The following is a 17522-nucleotide window of genomic DNA, read 5'->3' as shown; positions in this document are numbered from 1 at the left end:
AACGCCTTTTAAAGGGCAAAAGGAGCGGTCCGGCCTGTTTGGCATATGCGTTTTCAGACGGTCAACCAAGTTGCGATGTCATTATTGGTTATTCGCGAGCGCATCGCAGAACGCTTTGCCATAGGGAGGCAGGTCGGGAGGACGGCGGGCCGAGATGATATGGCCATCTACGACTACCGCCTCATCCTTCCAGATCGCTCCGGCATTTTCCATGTCGTCCCGAATGCCTGGCGTAGAGGTTACCGTAACGCCTTCCAAAATTTTGGCTGAGATCAGTACCCAGCCCGCATGGCAGATTTGACCGATGGGTTTGCGGTCGGCATGCATTTCGCGGACCAGCTCAAGCACCTTCGGATATCGGCGCAGCTTGTCCGGCGCCCATCCCCCGGGAACGAGAATGCCGTCATATTGCGAGCTTTCCAGTTCGTCGAAGCTGTATTCGGCCTCGGCTGGAACGCCGTATTTTCCAATGTAGGTTTTTCCTTTTTTTTCGCCGGCCAGATGCACTTCCGCACCTTCCTCACGAACCCGATGGACCGGGTACCATAGCTCCAAATCCTCGAATTCTTCATCGACAAGGGCGATAACTTTCTTACCGGTTAATCTCATGATCATCTCTCCTTTATTGAACGTGTTCACCATCGCGATTTATTGTAACAAATTTTGTGGACGGCTTCACGGTCAGCATTTTCGTCGGTACAACGATTTGTGTCGATGTATGCTTTCCTCATAAGGTACCATCTTCTGGGGATGGTGGTAATTTGTTTAATTTGTGGTTTTGGGCAGGATTTGCGCCGAAAAAGGTCGAATGAACTATTCATGAGCAAAGAACGAATGAGGTGATGGATGTGCGCAAATCATGCAAGTGCGGACATGTAATGGAATTGGAAATGAGAACGGTAGTATATGCCAAAAAGGTGGAAATTCGCAACGTGCCTGTATTCGCATGCACGGATTGCGTTACATACGAGGTTCTTCAGCCGGTAAAGCCGGACCTTAAGGAATGTATCAGCAAATTGGGAGATCATCCCGTGCAGCAAGACGTATCTTTCGGTAAACAGAACGAACTCGCCGACCTTTTTCACGAAATGCTTCAGTCGTGGCCGGACGCGTCGGATCGGGAGATGGAAGAGCGCATGCAGCAAGCCGTTCAGGAACGCATCAACCTGCTCCTGGATATATTGAACTATGCCCAAAAATCCGGTGACGAGGAATGGATTCAAATGACACAGCGCAGGCTGGGACAATTGTCCGGCTTTGCATGGAGAAGTTATTTCTCGAATGCTGTTTGATTTTGACGCGTTTCATGCTTGTTTTCATGAAAATTGGCTTTTTCCTGCACTTTTTGTTAAGATATCGTAGAGTGAAAACGCTCAACATATTGGTATTCCTGATAAAGGGGGATGTATATCCAATGGCTTACATGACCAAAATGACAAGTGTTGAACAGCTTAACTCCGCGCTGGGAGCTACGAATAATCAACCATTGCTTCTGTTTAAGCATAGTACTCGTTGCCCAATCAGTTCAAGAGCTTATCAGGAGATGGACCATTATCTGCAGAATCAGCCGAACGAAAATGTGGACTATGGCATCGTCTATGTTGTGGAAGATCGCCCTGTTTCCAATGAAACGGAGGCAATACTCGGGGTTAAACATGAGTCGCCGCAGGCCATTCTTGTGCAGAATGGGAAAGCGGTATGGCATACCTCCCATTCAAACATTACTTCGACTGCGCTTACAAGTGTATTAAACGGCTATTGAAGCCTATTTTAATTGATTAATGCAATAATTTGTCGTAATATAAATCTTAATGAAAATGGTATGAAAATTTACTGGTAATGGAGAGAAGTGCTGTGACGGTAACCATTTATGATGTAGCACGTGAAGCTGGCGTATCCATGGCGACAGTATCACGGGTTGTCAACAATAACCCTAATGTTAAACCTCAAACCCGCAAAAAAGTCTATGAAGCAATCGAACGCCTGGGATATCGTCCTAATGCTGTAGCCAGAGGTCTGGCGAGCAAAAAGACAACAACCGTCGGCGTTGTGATCCCTGATATTTCCAACTCCATCTTTGCCGAGATTGCCCGCGGTATCGAGGATATCGCGAATATGTATCACTACAATATCATTTTGTGTAATGCGGACAAAAAGAAGGAAAAGGAAATTCGCGTTATCAACACGCTGCTTGAGAAACAGGTGGACGGTCTGCTCTTCATGGGCGGAACCGTGACGGACGAGCATATCCAGGCGTTCCAGTCTGCCGCCGTGCCGATCGTGCTTTGCGCCACAAGCGACGAGAAGGGGGCATATCCTTCCGTGGACATCGACCATGAGGCGGCTGCATTCGATGCGGTGAATACGCTGATTCGCCATGGTCACAAGGAAATTGCCATGATCAGCGGCACGCTGCAAGACCCGGCCAACGGTTATGCCCGTTTCCAAGGGTACAAGAAGGCGCTTGAAGCTGCAGGTATGGAGTACCAGGAGGATCTCGTACGTATCGGAAATTACCGCTATGAGTCCGGCGTGGAAGCCATGAAGTACTTCCTGGGCTTGAAGAAGAGACCAACTGCGATCTTTGCCGCGACGGATGAAATGGCGATTGGTGCTATCCACAGCATTCAGGATGAAGGCTTGAAAGTACCGGATGATTTCTCGATCATTAGCGTGGACAACATCCGTATGGCCTCCATGGTTCGTCCTCAGCTGACAACGGTGGCCCAACCGATGTACGACCTGGGTGCCGTGGCGATGCGTCTTTTGACCAAGCTGATGAAGAAGGAAAACGTAGAAAATCCACGCGTGATTTTGCCGCATGAAACGATTTTGCGTTTGTCTGTCAGCCACGCTGGCTAAACGGGACGGCAAAGGGATGTCGCGTCTGGCGGACGCCGCCCGGATTAAGATGAAAGGGAAGATTTATTCCCTCTCTACATAGTATGCAGGCGAAGCTCCGGAAACGGAGCTTTTGTGCTTGACAAGAAGTAGATACGTCCGAATCTCAAGACGAGGCTTGGATCAAATGGAGGCAGGACAGAATGCGCGAAACCATCGGAATAATCGGTGCGATGAATGAAGAAGTGGAGCTTTTGCTGGCAGGCATGAAACGATCGGAGACCGTCAAGCAGACCGGGCTTACGTATGTCGCAGGCGAGTGGCTGGGGAAACAGATTGTAGTGTGCAAGTCAGGCGTAGGCAAGGTCAATGCCGCCGTGACCACGCAAATTTTGATTGACCGGTTCCAGGTGGACAAAATTATATTTACGGGTGTGGCCGGAGCGGTGCATCCCGAGTTGAATATCGGCGATATCGTCATTTCTTCCGTATGCGTCCAGCATGACATGGATGTAACCGCGCTTGGGTTCGAACGCGGCGTCATCCCTTACCAGGAGACGTCGGCTTTTCCAGCCGATGAGACATTGATTGCACTGGCGGAACAGGCATGCCTTGCACAAGGGGCACATTATCGGATCGGCAAAGTGTTGTCAGGCGACCAATTCATCGCCAGCAAGGAGACGGTAGGCAGGTTATATGCCGAAATGGATGGCGCCTGTGCCGAGATGGAAGGGGCTGCGGTTGCTCAGGTGTGTTTCATGAATCGTGTGCCGTTTGTGGTGCTGCGCGGCATGTCCGATAAGGCTGACGGTTCGGCCCATGTCAATTTTGCGGAGTTTACCGTACATTCGTCGCAACGTTCTCACCGTATTGTGGAACACATGCTCACCAATATGTAAGCGAAAGCAAATAAAATCGTAAATGCGCCCTTGAGCGGAGCAAATTGTTTTAAAAAACCGCTATGACTGCATCCATGTGTCTTTCAAATGAAACATGGTTGAAAGGATAGCGGTTTTTGCATCAATACATAAACCGGTGGCGGAAACGAACGCGATCGAACTGCTGCTCGGATTCGAGAGGCACCTTATTTCCGATACGCACCATCAGGCAATTGGCCGGATGCGAACATATTTCGGGATCGTCGGTAGCGTACCAGGTCATGTCGACGGTCTGCATCAAACGCTCCATCATTTTCCGATAATCCCACACGGACAGACCGCTGCCTTTCAAATCCCAATGCCAGTAATATTCAGTCGTAAACACGATGTATCTTTCCATCTGGCCGCCCGCAAAAGCCGTAAGCAGCATTTCTTTCCCGATGCCCAGCGAGCGGTACCGATCCGCTACCTCAATAGCTCCCAATTCAATCAGATCGGCCATGCTGCCTTCAGACCAACGCTCACACTCATCGGCGTAGTGAAACGTAATATAACCCACGATCGTTTCGCGTTCACGAGCGATGATGATGCGCCCTTCGGGCAAACCTGCAATTTCGATCAACGCTTCCTGCTGCTCGGCAGGGCGTCGGAACGCATCCAGATCCGGATGAAAAGACAACGCTGCGATCCTGTCAGGAGGCAAAGGGCCTTCCACGGTAATATGGAAACCGGACTTGAAGATGGAACGCATGTGGTATTCTTTCAAATGCTCCATGGTTCATGCTCCTCTCCTCCCTACTTATAGCAAAAAATCAAAAAAATGAAAAGCCATAGACGGTCCCGGAAGCAATTTGATATAATTGCCTTGACATAAAACGTTCACAATTGGAATGCAGAATGAAGCTGCACCGATTTTGGCTACCTGACAGGGTACATGCAGAGAGTTGCTCTCTAAATAATGTAAGCGCTAACTGTAAGTTCAGTCAACACCAAGGCAAAGCGAAACACCTTTTTGAAGGAATCGAAATGTCGAGTTGAGGAGGCTGGCAAGCATGAGTCAAGCACATGGTGAGATGCTGCAAACGGTTGTGTCCGAATCCAATCTGGGTGATTACGAGGAAGCTCGAGGCCGCTTCGATTGGGAATCGGTTGAGAAACATTTTACGTGGTATACCAGCGGAAAAGTAAACATTGCGCATGAGGCGGTCGACCGTCACGTGCTCGAAGGAAGAGGCGGCAGAACCGCATTGTTGTACAGCGATGCCACAAGAGAAGAGGCATACACGTTTGCCGATCTAAGCGAGCAATCGAACCGCTTCGGGAACGTTCTGCGAAAATACGGCATTGCCAAGGGAGACAGGGTTTTTATATTCATGCCCCGCAGTCCTGAACTCTACTTTAGCCTGCTCGGCATTCTGAAGGCAGGCGCCGTAGTGGGCCCGCTGTTTGAAGCGTTCATGGAGACGGCGGTCAAGGATCGCCTTGAAGACAGCGGCGCGGTTGCGATTGTGACGACGCCGGAGCTGCTCGGTCGGATCAAACGTTCCGAATTGCCTGAGCTCAAGTATGTATTCGTTGTTGGCGGCGGAGCGCAGACCGAAGAAGGGCTCGTTGATTATGATGCCGAGATGTCGTCCGCTTCGGACGAGATGGAAGTGGAATGGCTGACTCGCGAGGACGGGCTATTGATTCACTATACCTCAGGTTCCACCGGTAAACCCAAAGGGGTCTATCACGTTCAAAATGCCATGATTCAGCATTATTACACCAGTAAAGTGGTATTGGACCTGCGCGACGGCGATGTGTACTGGTGCACGGCTGATCCGGGGTGGGTCACAGGCACTTCTTATGGTATCTTCGCTCCGTGGCTGAACGGGGTAACCAATGTCATTCGCGGGGGCCGTTTCAGTCCGCAGGATTGGTACAGCACCATTGAGAAACGCAAAGTAAGCGTATGGTACAGTGCGCCGACTGCATTCCGTATGCTGATGGGAGCGGGAGAGGACGAAATAAAGCGGCATGATCTCAGCAGCCTGCGCCATGTGCTGTCCGTAGGAGAACCGCTTAACCCTGAAGTGGTTCGTTGGGGATGGAACGTGTACGGGCAGCGCATCCATGATACGTGGTGGATGACGGAAACCGGTGCACAGCTGATCTGCAACTATCCGGGCATGCCGATCAAACCGGGATCCATGGGACGGCCTTTGCCAGGGGTAGAGGCGGCAATCATCAACGATCAAGGCGAGGTACTCCCTCCGTATAGCATGGGGAATTTGGCCATCCGCACCCCTTGGCCATCCATGATGGCGAAGATATGGAACAATCCTGCCAAATACGAGGAATATTTCCGTTTGCCTGGATGGTATGTCTCAGGGGACTCCGCGTATATGGATGAAGACGGGTACTTCTGGTTTCAGGGGCGGATTGACGACGTCATTAATTCCTCGGGAGAGCGCATCGGTCCCTTCGAGGTCGAGAGCAAGCTGGTGGAGCATCCGGCTGTTGCCGAGGCGGGGGTTATTGGCAAACCCGACGTCATGCGAGGGGAGATCATTAAAGCTTTTGTGGCATTGCGTGAAGGCTATGAAGCTACTCCTGAGCTTAAAGAGGAGATTTACCGCTTTGTGAAAGAAGGGTTATCCGCCCACGCTGCTCCACGCGAAATTGAGTTCAAGGATAAACTGCCGAAGACCCGTTCCGGCAAAATCATGCGGCGTGTGTTGAAGGCATGGGAGCTGGATCTTCCGGCTGGCGATCTATCCACGATTGAGGATTAGAGCAGCAGGGTTCGCTCGTCTCTCGAATGAAAGCATAAGAAATAAGCCTGTTCTGGATCACACCAGAGCAGGCTTATTTGTATGACATATAAGCCCCGCCTCCAATCAAAGGAAGCGGGGCTTAACGTTTTAATGCGTTCAGGTTTCGATCAAGGCTGCAAAGAAACGGCTGCCGAAGGGCTGGATTCACCCGCATCGTTAGTCGCAGAGACCTTGAACCAACCTCCGGTTCCTTCGGCTACGCCGAAATCAAGCGATGTGCCCGAAGTGGTTCCGATTTGGTTAAACGGTGCTGATCCGGTTTCGCTGTAATATACCGTGTAGCTTTTGACCCCATCCGTCTCCGGGTTCGGAGACCATTGAATGCGAATGCCTTGGGGAAGGGCGGAAACGCCGACCTGGCCAGGCGTGCCAGGAGGCGTTGGCGCGGCCGGTTTCTCCCCTGTATTCGTTGGATCAATGACAGTACCCGGAACCTCGATCGGTTCATTATTTTCTACGTCCGGTTCGGCTGCATTGACTGCAGTGCTGACGATGGCACTCGGTGCAGACTCTTTGCCGGCTACATCGACGGCAGTGACATAGTAAGCAAAATTACCGTTTGTCGAAACGCTAAACGATCTGGATTCTCCTGTCAGGACGACTTTGCCTTGATTCTGGAATCCTCCGCCATTGGCGGATCGATACAAACGATAGCCTACGACGTCGTTCTCAGGCGTTGCGCTGAATGTGATGACCGACCCGGAAAGCCTTACATTGGATGGCGCATCAGGTGCCTTGCCGTTGTCCGTACGCGGATCGATCTTGGTCGGCATATCACTGCCGGCATCTTCAGGCAAATAGTATGCGAGCGATTCGTGACGACTCATGCGAGAAAACGCATTTTGCAGTTCTTTAATCAACTCGGAAATCGGCTTTTTCCGTTTGATGACCGTTTTTACTTTGAGCATATCCGAAGGCGTTCCGTCCCGCGGAATGTAATTCACGCCATTGTAAGTGATATATGTTGCCCGCCCAACGCCGTCATCGCTCTCTTTCGGCACGTATTTGCTGTTGAATATATCCGTCACAAATTTGTCCGTTAGAGAAGTAGGCAGCTTACCGCTGTAAGCCGATACGGTTTTGCTTACGATCCCGTCGGGTTTTTTGAACGAATCCGTCACGAATAAGTCCTTTTGGGAAGAAACCAACTCATTCATGATCTGGGTCCATAACTGCTGCGCCCGTTTGCGTTGGGATTTGGTCTCAAGCGTATTCACAGGCTGCTTGTATCCAACCCATACACCCAAGGTGACGTCTGGCGTGTATCCTTCAAACCATACGTCTGCGTAACTTTGAGTGGATCCTGTTTTACCGACAATAGGAACGCTCTTGGTATATTTGTAATTGGAACGAACTTTGTCGGCCGTCCCTTCCGTAATGACTGTCCGCAGCATGTCGGTCATCAAGTATGCCGTTTGCTCGGAAAAAGCCTGAACGGGATTGGCTTCGTGTTTGTAAACAATGTTGCCTTTGGAATCTACAATTTTGCTGATCATGTACGCATCGTTATAGACGCCATTGTTGGCAATTGCGCCATAGGCATTGGTCAGTTCTTCGACGGTTACGCCATATTGAAGGCCGCCAAGAACACCGGTCTGCGCTTGGTAATCGCTTTTCTGGATGGTCGTGATGCCGAGCTTTTTCGAAAAAGCCCAAGCTTTATCGATTCCGACTTCTTCATTAAACAGCTTGAGTGCAGGGATGTTCAATGAATAATTCAATGCCCTGCGGGCTGTAACGAGTCCCTGATAGCGATTGTTGGCGTTTTTCGGAATATGGTATCCGGCACCGCCGTTCTTCAGGATGATCGGAGCATCGTCGATAATGGAAGCCGGCTGAACGAGACCTGCCTCCATGGCCGGCAAATATGCTGCGATCGGTTTCATCGTCGAACCTGGCTGACGTACCATCTGGGTGGCATAGTTCATCTGTTCGTCTTGGAAGCTGCGTCCTTCGATCATGCCGAGAATGGCCCCGGTTTTGTGATCGATCAGCATGGCCGCTGTTTGTTCTTTGCCTTTGGTAGGATCTTCGGCAGAGAAGTTGCTATCATCCTCGGCGATCGACCTCATCGTTTTGTACACATTTTTGTTGATGGTCGTATAGATGCGATATCCGCCAGTGCGCAATTGCTGCTGTGCTTCCTCCAACAATGTGCTGTTGTCCTTATCGGCGGTATTTCCATCCGTGTCCTTGCCGGTTGAGTTATTCGTTTTGTCTTTTTCCGTATTCAGATCCATGAGGATCTGCGCAGCCTGCCGCTCCGTTTCCATCATAAGGTAAGGATAAGTGTTGTAAGCTTTTACGGTTTTTGGTGCAAGCGAACTTTTGATATCGAAAGCAAGGGCTTCATCGTATTCCGACGTATTGATTTTGCCGAGTTCAAGCATGCGGCGCAGCACGAGGTGCTGACGATTGATTGCGCGCTCGAAGTTTTCCTCTACAAAATCGCCTTTTCCGTTAAAGGCAGAGTAAGAGGAGGGTAACTGCGGCAAACCTGCAAGATAAGCGGCTTGTGCCGTATTCAGTTTCTCCAAATCATTGATGTTGAACAATCCTTTTGCGGCCGCTTTGATCCCGTAGACGTTATAGCCGCTAGACCCGTTACCGAAAGGAACCTTATTCAGATACGCGGTCATGATTTGGTTTTTGGTCATAAACCGTTCAAGCCGCAGAGAGAGCAGAATTTCTTTGACTTTGCGGTCCTCGGTTCGGTCCAAATTGAGGAATACACGCCGGGCCAGCTGTTGGGTCAGGGTGCTTCCGCCGGTTTGAACGGATTCGTTCAAAACCTTCTGTTTCACTGCGCGCAGCGTTCCGCTCATGTCTACGCCGCTATGTTCGTAAAAATGATTGTCTTCAATGGCAATGACGGCGTCGATGACCTTTTGCGGAATCTGGTCAAAGGTGACCGGGCGCCGATCTTCTTCGGTTCGCAACTGGCCGATCGGGCTTCCATCGGCGAAGTAAGCAAAGCCTGTAATGGAGTTTTCGCTGACTTTTTGCTCGATCAGGGCTCTTGAACGAACGGGTTCATCTTTAACGATGGAACTGACGTACCCCATCAAGGCACCGCCAACGAATAGCACGCCCATGAATCCCAGGATAACCATCCATTTGACAACGCTGCCGAGTTTGCGGATAAAGCTCCGCTTGCGGACAGGCTGCTCGTCGGGCTTGTTTTTATTTGCATCAACCATTCAGTGTCTTCCTCCTTTTAACGACACTTATTATAGCATAAAAAGGAGGCTTTGCATGCGTGAGAAATACAAGCAATCGACGAAAATTGCCAATTTCTTGGGGGAATGACTGAATAAGTTGTCATCGAGACGAAGTCGTTCGATTAGTATATGTAAGTTGTGGGGGAATATAGGCTTAGCATGGAAGCAAAAAAACAGCTGCCGAGAAATTTCTCAGGCAGCTGTTTGGGGTAAAGCAGGATTGAAAAACAACGATTAACGGTTGTAGAACTCGACGATTTGTTTTTCGTCGATGTCTTGGGAAAGTTCCGCGCGTTCTGGCAGGCGGATGTATTTTCCTTCAACAGCTGTGTCGTTGAATTCCAGGTATGCCGGAAGATGCGTACGGTTTTCCAGAGCTTCCTTCACGGAAGACAAACCGCGGCTTCTTTCACGCAGGCCGATTACGTCGCCAGTGCTTACTTGGTAAGAAGCGATGTCGACTTTTTTGCCGTTTACAGTAACGTGACCGTGGGATACCAACTGACGTGCACCTGCACGGGAGTTAGCGAATCCAAGGCGGTATACCAGGTTGTCAAGGCGGCTCTCGAGCAAGAACATGAAGTTTTCACCCGCGATTCCTTGCATTTTTTGCGCTCTAGCAAACAGAGTGCGGAATTGTTTTTCGCCCAGGCCGTACATGTGGCGAAGTTTTTGTTTTTCTTGCAACTGCATACCGTAGTTGCTCATTTTTCTGCGTTGGTTAGGACCGTGCTGACCCGGAGGGAAAGGACGTTTCAATTCTTTGCCAGTTCCGCTCAGGGAAATGCCGAGACGACGGCTCAATTTAAATTTAGGACCAGTGTAACGTGCCATGTGTAAAGTAGCTCCTTTTTAATTAAAATTCAATAGTTAGGGCTCTGTTTGCGCTTCGTTTTGTTGTTGCGGGCAAGCCTCGCAAGCATCAATCAGGAAAGTTCAGCCGCTGTCCTGAAAGCAACAAAACAAATGAGGGTGACACAACCGGTAATGCCCAAATTTAAAGACCCATTAGCAGTCTTCATCAACAATATATTCTACAGTTTGGATAAAAGGAAGTCAAGAGCAAGGTGAAGATAGAAAAACGTCTAATTTTGTCGATAGGTCATTGGGCCTAAAAAAATGGGACGATTTTATGGAATATGGATGCAAAAACCCTTTAAAGAGAGTAGAATAAAGTGTATCTTAACTTTAAAGGATTGCGTAAAACAAACGTTATCCCATACCTTTTGCAGATTTGCGATAGGATCTGCAGATTCATGCATCTTCAGATGCAAAAACGGTGCAAAGGAGCGCCTGACATGTTGGAACATCTAGGAAGGTTGCCAGAGAGCGTCAATTCGCCTAACTCGACCGAAACGTTATTTTCCAAAAAATCACATGAAGAGCATACGCTCTGGATGCAGCATATGGACATCACACCTTTTGACTTCTGCTATCTTGACACGTTGCTGCAACAAGCCTTTGCCGATTGGCAGGTACAGCGTTTAACGGACTTTGGCCGTTCGCAAACGAAGTATTCTGTCTGGAATGCCGAAGGCATATGCGTCGCTCCAATTGAACAGGAGAGTATCGGGGCTGTCGTGCAATTGGTTTCGGAATGTCTGGATTCCGGACAGCCGCGAATCGCTCGAAACTTGGGCGCTTATGGCCAATATGCGATGCTTGCAGAGCCGTTGTACTCGAGAATCAATCAAGACTTGTTTGCTGTCTTCACGGCCTTGATTCACGAACCTGATCGATATGAAACGTCTGAAGCTGTAGTTCGATCTGAGGCGGCGCACTTTCGTACTTGCTTCTACCGAAGATTTGAATACATATTTATGACGGATCTGTTGAAAGCCCATGAACAAACGGCACGCGAGGAACATCGCAGATCAATTCTGTTTCAGATCATTCAGCGGTTGAATGACAAGATGAATGCGGATGCGATTTTGGACAAGGTGTTTGAAAGCATCGATTACTTGTACCCGGCCACCCGGATGAATTTGTACATGTCGCAGGATCAGAAAAGCCCCCATTCCCGGATCAAGCCGTTATTGGTTCGCGAACGAGGAAATGATATTTGCGTGCGCTCCTTTAAAGAGGGGAAGATGATCGTACTCCGTTCAGAACAACCGGGAAATCGCATTGCCGAGGTGGCTTTTCCTCTTAAGGGAAACCAGGGAGTATACGGGGTATTCCACATGGAAATGAACGAGGAAACGATCGAGGAGTCCGATCTGCAGCTGGTGTCCATGATGGCTGACACAACGGGAACGGCATTTGAAAATGCCAAATTGCATGAACAGTCGAACATGCTCGTCCAGGAGCTGCGCCTGATGAATGACCTGACACAGCGATTGAACAAAAGTTTGCAGCTCATGGAAATATTCGATTTTTCGGTCCAGGAGCTGTTAGCCATTTTTCAAGCCGAATGGTGCTGCATCCTGCAGTTAAAGGAGGATACAGACCAATTTGAGGTCATGTCTTCGAATATACCCGATTTTGCCCATAAAACGTTTCCTCTGGATTATGGATTTGCCGGATTGCTGCGCCAAACCGAGGAACCGATCATTCTTTCCAACTATGCCGAGTACGGGCAATTGACTTCCGTGTTTATGGAGGTTACCCATTCGCTTTCGCTCATGGCTGCGCCTGTAAGAGTGAATGGTGTGGTGAAAAGCTTTATTTTGCTGTCCCACCGGCGCGAGCATTATTTTTCGTATGACAACTATCGGCTGCTTCAAATGTTGTCCATTCATATCGGACTGGCCCTTTCGAACGCTACGCTTCACGCCGAAGTGCGGCGGCTTGCCAATCTGGACATGTTGACGGGGCTATACGTCAGGCATTATCTGGATAATATCATTCATGAACGTCAGGCTCACGAATTTTGCGGTTCTTTGATCGTGGTGGACATTGACCAATTCAAGCAGGTGAACGATACATTTGGGCACCAAACCGGAGACCAGGTGCTGAAGCAGGTCAGTGATATCGTGACAAGTTCGGCTCGCCCCGAGGATGTATGCGCAAGGTGGGGGGGCGAGGAGCTGGCCATTTACATGCCGCAAGTCGGAATACATCAGGCTCGGCATTATGCGGAAACCATCCGTAGAAGAGTGGCGGAAGAAACAAGACCGCTTGTGACAGTGTCCAGCGGGATTGCCGAGTGGAATTGCATGGATGATAAGGTGACCGTGGAATCGTTGTTTTACCGCGCAGACATGGCCCTGTATGAAGCAAAAAACGGGGGACGCAATCGCATCGTGCTCGAAAAACAGGAGATCAACCGATAAAAAGAGGACATTCCGTTGTGCGGGATGGTCCTCTTTTTGCGATGGATGGGGGCATCCCTCTTACAATACTGACAAAGTATAAGGCGAATCCCACGGGGCAGGCTATGAAGAACGTTTGTCCGAAAGGTGGAATTCGAGATGTGGGTGTGGATAAGACGTCATATGCCGACTGCATTTTTGCTGATCGTCTTGGCGTTATGTATGGGTGGTTGCGGAATGTTCCAGAAGGAGCAAACTCCTGAGGAAGTATTTTCGCGTGCGGTTTCCGGCATTGCCGGAAAGGAAAGGTTGGTTTTCGAAGGAGAGGCCGGATTACGCAGGGAGAACAGCGCCCGGTTCGAGAATCAGTTCAAATTTGAAGGCAAGCTGGAAGACCATGATCGCCTGACGCTGCAGACGAGAGTGCCCGGAACGATTGCGGCTGCCGGTAAGGAATCCGGCATTGCGCCTCTGGATGGAAAGCCTCTCAATGGGAAGAAGGGAGGGTTTAGCGCTTCTTTTGCGCGAAAGGGTGGAAAATGGCAGGCATTATCCGCTGAGCATGAACCGCTGCGCGGATCTTTATCCCGTTTCAATCCGATTGCCCAATTGGAGAACATTGATCGCATGAACAAAACCATCCATTCGGAATATGGATCAGGCCGTCGCACGCGGATTTTGCGGATTGAACTGGCCCCGAAAGACGCGAAGGCCTGGGCCGTCGCCCAACTGAACGGCGAGATGGAAGCCATACGGGCGGAGTACCTGCATAAAGCGGCTGCAAGCGGGGGGAAGAATCGTCCAGCAATGGAGAAAGAATTGGACAAGGTTTGGAAACAAGGAGAGGACAGGTTGATGCAGATGATGCAAAACGCTGAGGTGCAGACCGTTTATCATCTTACCGTAGACCGGAGAAGCAGTTTGCCGCTGCGATTATCGTCCGAAAGCAAGGTAAGTCTTGAGGAAGACGGCGTCAAGAAAAGTCAGGAAGCGCTTGTGACGGACGTTAACTTCAAGTCCTATAACTAAGAAGCTGCAAGGAATTAGAGGTAATTTATTTCGTCGCAGTTCTGGGAGGCCGAAAACGGGAATTGAGCACTGCCTGCTGACGGGAACGCTGTAGCGTGCTACAATAGTTAACGTAATTTACCGTTGTTCAATTTAAAGAATGGCGGATGACAGGAGGATGTTACGACATGAAGGACCCAAGGATTCAGAAACTCGCAGCAAACCTCGTCGGCTACTCGGTAGACGTGCAGCCTGGGGAGAACGTGCTCGTTGAGATGATCGGAACGGAACGCGATTTGATGAACGCCATCATTGAAGAGGTAGGCAAAAAAGGCGGAAACGTCTTTGTGCAGTTGACCGATCGAACGGTGCAGCGCGCCATGCTCAAAAACGCCACCGAAGACATGATGAAAACGTGGGCGGAAATCGACCTGAACCGGATGAAGCAGATGGATTGCTACATCGGCATTCGCGCCGGGGAAAACGTAAACGACCTGTCCGATGTGCCGGAAGACAAAATGAAGATGTACAATGCGCTGTATTCCCACCCGGTACATAGCGAACAACGCGTCAAACATACCAAATGGGTAGTGCTGCGTTATCCGAATGCAAGCATGGCTCAGCTTGCAAACACAAGCACGGAAGCCTTCGAAGATTTTTACTTCGACGTCTGCAATCTGGATTACGCCAAAATGGACAAAGCGCAAGATGCTCTCGCGGATCTCATGAACCGTACGGACAAAGTCCGCATTACCGGACCTGGCACGGACTTGAGCTTCTCCATCAAAAACATTGGCGCCGTGAAATGCTCCGGCCAAAAAAACATTCCGGATGGCGAGGTTTACAGCGCGCCTGTTCGCGATTCCGTCAACGGTACAATCAGCTACAATGCGGCCACGCTGTACAACGGCATTACGTTTGAAAACATCAAATTCACCTTCAAAGACGGGAAAATCGTTGAAGCGACGAGCAATGATACGAAACGTTTGAACGAAATCCTCGACTCCGACGAAGGCGCGCGCCACATCGGCGAGTTCGCGATCGGATTCAACCCATACATCCTGCATCCGATGAAGGACATCCTGTTCGACGAAAAAATTGCGGGCAGCCTGCACTTCACCCCAGGGCAAGCCTATGAGGAAACCGATAACGGCAACCGTTCGTCAATCCACTGGGATCTCGTATTGATCCAACGTCCGGATTACGGCGGTGGCGAAATTTATTTTGACGATGTATTGATTCGCAAAGACGGCATTTTCGTTGTCCCTGAGCTTGAATGCCTTAATCCAGATCAATTGAAGTAATCCTTGCCATTTTGCTGTTGCTAGGAAAGCGGATTCACGGTATCATGAAGGGGTAATTCATAGATGATACCATTTAGTGAAAAGACGGAGGGATTCCTATGTCGAGTAATAACGCTGCGGTAGTGGAAATTGCTCAAACAGCAGGCAAGTTTACATCTTCAATCGTATTGCATTCGGACAACAAGTATATCGACGTCAAAAGCATTCTGGGTTTGTTCACAACGTTGGTGAGCACGCACAGCTATGAGCTGCACGTTCATGGCCCGGATGAGGATGAAGCCAAAAAAGCGATGGCGGAAGTGTTTGCCAAGCACGGCCTCAATGTAACGATCGCGTCCGAGTAATGGTTCGGGAAGCATCTCTGCCTAACGTGGCGGAGGTGCTTCTTTGCGTTGTTCCCGAGACGTATGGATCTCTCCGATTTCCATAAATACGCCTATAGGGTATTATTTCATCGAACTGGACTCGGATTAGGTGGTTATTTTGGTCAAGTTCTTGTATTAGCTTCTGATTTCGTCTAATATTAGGGGTAGAACGTCTTTACGCGATTTTTGGGACATAGGGGGGGAAATGCATGACTTCATCTGATCTGCAGGAACAGCTGAATATGAAAGCGATCAGTCTTCTTCAAGAAGATGCAGATAAAATACAGAAGCTTATTGAAGTACAGATGGAGAATCTGGCTACCCGCTACTGCCCTCTCTACGAGGAAGTACTGGATACACAGATGTATGGGTTCTCCAAGGAAGTGGATTTTGCTGTTCGCGCAGGGCTTCTCCCGGAAAGTTCGGGTAAGCAGATGGTCAGTGCCCTTGAGCGGAATCTGGCTATTTTATATGAGGCTTTGAACAAGAAGAATGAGCAATAGCCTGCCTTCGCGCGGGTCCGAATAGAAGGCATGCAGCGGCTATGCATGCTTTTTTTGTGTGCGGATTCCGGGAGAATCGGCAGACCGCTGCCAAAGCAAAGAGGAGCTGTCTCATAGGTCAAAACAGAATGACCAGGGACAGCTCCTCTTTGTTGTGTTAATGGACTAGACAAGAAAGAACGATACACCGAGAATGGCATAGACAACCAGCAGCAGCAAGCCTTCGTACCAGTTGGTCGAGCCGTCCTGCGTGATGGATTTTGCGATAAATACGGACACCCCGATGGCGACCAACTCAATCGTTGTAAATACGATATCCATCGTGTCCCCGATAAAGTAGCTGACAAAGATAAGCACGGGTGCCACGAACAGGGCAATTTGCAGGCTGCTGCCCACCGCGATTTCCACGGCGGCACTAATCTTGTTTTTCATGGCAAGCATGACGGCCGCGCTATGTTCGGCTGCATTGCCGATAATGGCCACAAGGAAGGCACCCACAAAGAGCTCGCTCAATCCGAATTGTTCCGTAAACACCTCAAGCGTGCCGACAAGCCATTCGCTGACAAAAGCAACCATGACGGTAGCGAGCACAAGGTACAGGATAGATCTGCTTTTGGACCATACCGGCGCATGTTCATGCGGCAGCTCCTCGTCTTCGTCTTCCGTCACATCGGCAAGATACGTTTTGTGCGTCACCATGGAGAACAAGAGCCAGGCAATGTAAGCCAGAATGAGCAAGCCTGCCACGACCAGGCTAAGTGTGTCGGTATCCTTTTGCGTAATGGAATGGGTGTTCAGAAAGACGGCGGGAATAAACAGCGCGATGATAGCTACAATCATCAGTGAACCGTTAAGGCCTGCCAGTGAAACGTTATAATTTTGGATTTTGAACTTGAGGCCGCCGGCAAAGATGCTTAATCCAAGCACGAGCAACAGGTTTCCGATGATGGAGCCTGTCAGGCTGGCCTTGACCATGTCGAACAATCCCTCTTTAACGAGAAATATGGCGATGATCAGCTCGGCCGCGTTGCCGAAGGTGGCATTCAAAAATCCGCCCAGCCGTTGTCCGGCATAATGTGCAACGGATTCGGTAGCCTTGCCCAGAAATCCGGCAACGAAAATGACCGAAAGGGCCGAGACTACAAATTGCAGGACCGGATTCCAGTTCGCATAATGTGCAATGGCGCTGAGTACGAAGGTTACGATCAGCAAGGTTGATGAAATCCGTTTTTTCACAAGCTAACACCTCGGCATTATGTATTTATTTCAATTTGAAATGGAAAAGCATATGAGAATATTTTTATAACTCAATATACCCAAATCATCCTG

15 protein-coding genes are annotated in these 17522 nt (G+C 49.6%); 10 read left to right on the top strand and 5 right to left on the bottom strand.

Annotated elements, in window-relative coordinates; all coding sequences use genetic code 11:
• Positions 1-81 precede the first annotated feature (81 nt).
• Positions 82-609 (bottom strand): type 1 glutamine amidotransferase domain-containing protein, encoded by a 528-nt coding sequence (locus tag SNR34_RS21505; RefSeq protein ID WP_236416498.1) that lies wholly within the window; start codon positions 607-609, stop codon positions 82-84.
• A 281-nt stretch (positions 610-890) separates the two neighbouring features.
• Between SNR34_RS21505 and SNR34_RS21500 the strand changes: the two genes are divergently transcribed.
• From SNR34_RS21500 to SNR34_RS21485, 4 genes are all read left to right on the top strand, one after another.
• The gene (locus SNR34_RS21500) at positions 891-1292 is read left to right on the top strand and encodes a hypothetical protein (RefSeq protein ID WP_236416495.1); all 402 of its coding nucleotides are present in this window, start codon (positions 891-893) and stop codon (positions 1290-1292) included.
• A gap of 122 nt (positions 1293-1414) precedes the next feature.
• Positions 1415-1762: a bacillithiol system redox-active protein YtxJ gene (gene ytxJ / locus SNR34_RS21495; RefSeq protein WP_236416493.1), complete on the top strand. Its 348-nt coding sequence runs from the start codon at positions 1415-1417 to the stop codon at positions 1760-1762.
• Between the two features lie 92 nt (positions 1763-1854).
• Positions 1855-2862, top strand: coding sequence for a catabolite control protein A (gene ccpA / locus SNR34_RS21490; protein ID WP_236416492.1), 1008 nt, complete (start codon positions 1855-1857; stop codon positions 2860-2862).
• Positions 2863-3044: 182 nt separating this feature from the next.
• Positions 3045-3740 carry a 5'-methylthioadenosine/adenosylhomocysteine nucleosidase gene (locus SNR34_RS21485; protein ID WP_236416489.1) on the top strand — a complete coding sequence of 232 codons (696 nt, stop codon included), beginning with the start codon at positions 3045-3047 and terminating at the stop codon, positions 3738-3740.
• Positions 3741-3861: 121 nt separating this feature from the next.
• Here the strand turns inward: SNR34_RS21485 and SNR34_RS21480 are convergent, their stop codons facing one another.
• Positions 3862-4494, bottom strand: a complete 633-nt coding sequence (locus tag SNR34_RS21480; protein WP_339273501.1) for a GNAT family N-acetyltransferase — start codon at positions 4492-4494, stop codon at positions 3862-3864.
• Positions 4495-4771: 277 nt separating this feature from the next.
• Between SNR34_RS21480 and acsA the strand changes: the two genes are divergently transcribed.
• Positions 4772-6496, top strand: a complete 1725-nt coding sequence (gene acsA, locus SNR34_RS21475; protein ID WP_486180144.1) for an acetate--CoA ligase — start codon at positions 4772-4774, stop codon at positions 6494-6496.
• A 149-nt stretch (positions 6497-6645) separates the two neighbouring features.
• Here acsA and SNR34_RS21470 read toward each other — a convergent pair whose 3' ends face one another.
• Both SNR34_RS21470 and rpsD read right to left on the bottom strand, forming a co-directional pair.
• Positions 6646-9738 carry a transglycosylase domain-containing protein gene (locus tag SNR34_RS21470; protein ID WP_343261057.1) on the bottom strand — a complete coding sequence of 1031 codons (3093 nt, stop codon included), beginning with the start codon at positions 9736-9738 and terminating at the stop codon, positions 6646-6648.
• 255 nt (positions 9739-9993) lie between these two features.
• On the bottom strand, positions 9994-10593 hold the full coding sequence (rpsD, locus tag SNR34_RS21465; RefSeq protein ID WP_236416476.1) for a 30S ribosomal protein S4: 600 nt from the start codon (positions 10591-10593) through the stop codon (positions 9994-9996).
• A 464-nt stretch (positions 10594-11057) separates the two neighbouring features.
• Here rpsD and SNR34_RS21460 point away from each other — a divergent pair, with 464 nt between their 5' ends.
• The 5 genes from SNR34_RS21460 (at position 11058) to SNR34_RS21440 (ending at position 16193) form a co-directional block, all read left to right on the top strand.
• Positions 11058-13034 carry a sensor domain-containing diguanylate cyclase gene (locus SNR34_RS21460; RefSeq protein ID WP_486180143.1) on the top strand — a complete coding sequence of 659 codons (1977 nt, stop codon included), beginning with the start codon at positions 11058-11060 and terminating at the stop codon, positions 13032-13034.
• A gap of 162 nt (positions 13035-13196) precedes the next feature.
• A complete protein-coding gene (locus SNR34_RS21455; RefSeq protein WP_486180142.1) occupies positions 13197-14042 on the top strand; it encodes a hypothetical protein in 846 nt (281 codons plus the stop codon).
• Positions 14043-14209: 167 nt separating this feature from the next.
• Positions 14210-15325 carry an aminopeptidase gene (locus SNR34_RS21450; protein ID WP_236416471.1) on the top strand — a complete coding sequence of 372 codons (1116 nt, stop codon included), beginning with the start codon at positions 14210-14212 and terminating at the stop codon, positions 15323-15325.
• A gap of 98 nt (positions 15326-15423) precedes the next feature.
• The gene (locus SNR34_RS21445; protein ID WP_236416469.1) at positions 15424-15669 is read left to right on the top strand and encodes an HPr family phosphocarrier protein; all 246 of its coding nucleotides are present in this window, start codon (positions 15424-15426) and stop codon (positions 15667-15669) included.
• A 230-nt stretch (positions 15670-15899) separates the two neighbouring features.
• Entirely contained in the window at positions 15900-16193 is a 294-nt protein-coding gene (locus SNR34_RS21440; RefSeq protein WP_236416467.1) for an Fpa/YlaN family protein, read from the top strand.
• A 165-nt stretch (positions 16194-16358) separates the two neighbouring features.
• On the opposite strand, the gene cax is transcribed toward SNR34_RS21440, so the two are convergent.
• Complete coding sequence (cax, locus tag SNR34_RS21435; protein WP_486180141.1) at positions 16359-17429, bottom strand: calcium/proton exchanger; 1071 nt, start codon at positions 17427-17429, stop codon at positions 16359-16361.
• Between the last annotated feature and the right edge of the window lie 93 nt (positions 17430-17522).

The sequence above is a fragment of the Paenibacillus sp. XP01 genome (assembly GCF_057364885.1).
This window is presented reverse-complemented; position numbering and strand designations above follow the sequence as displayed.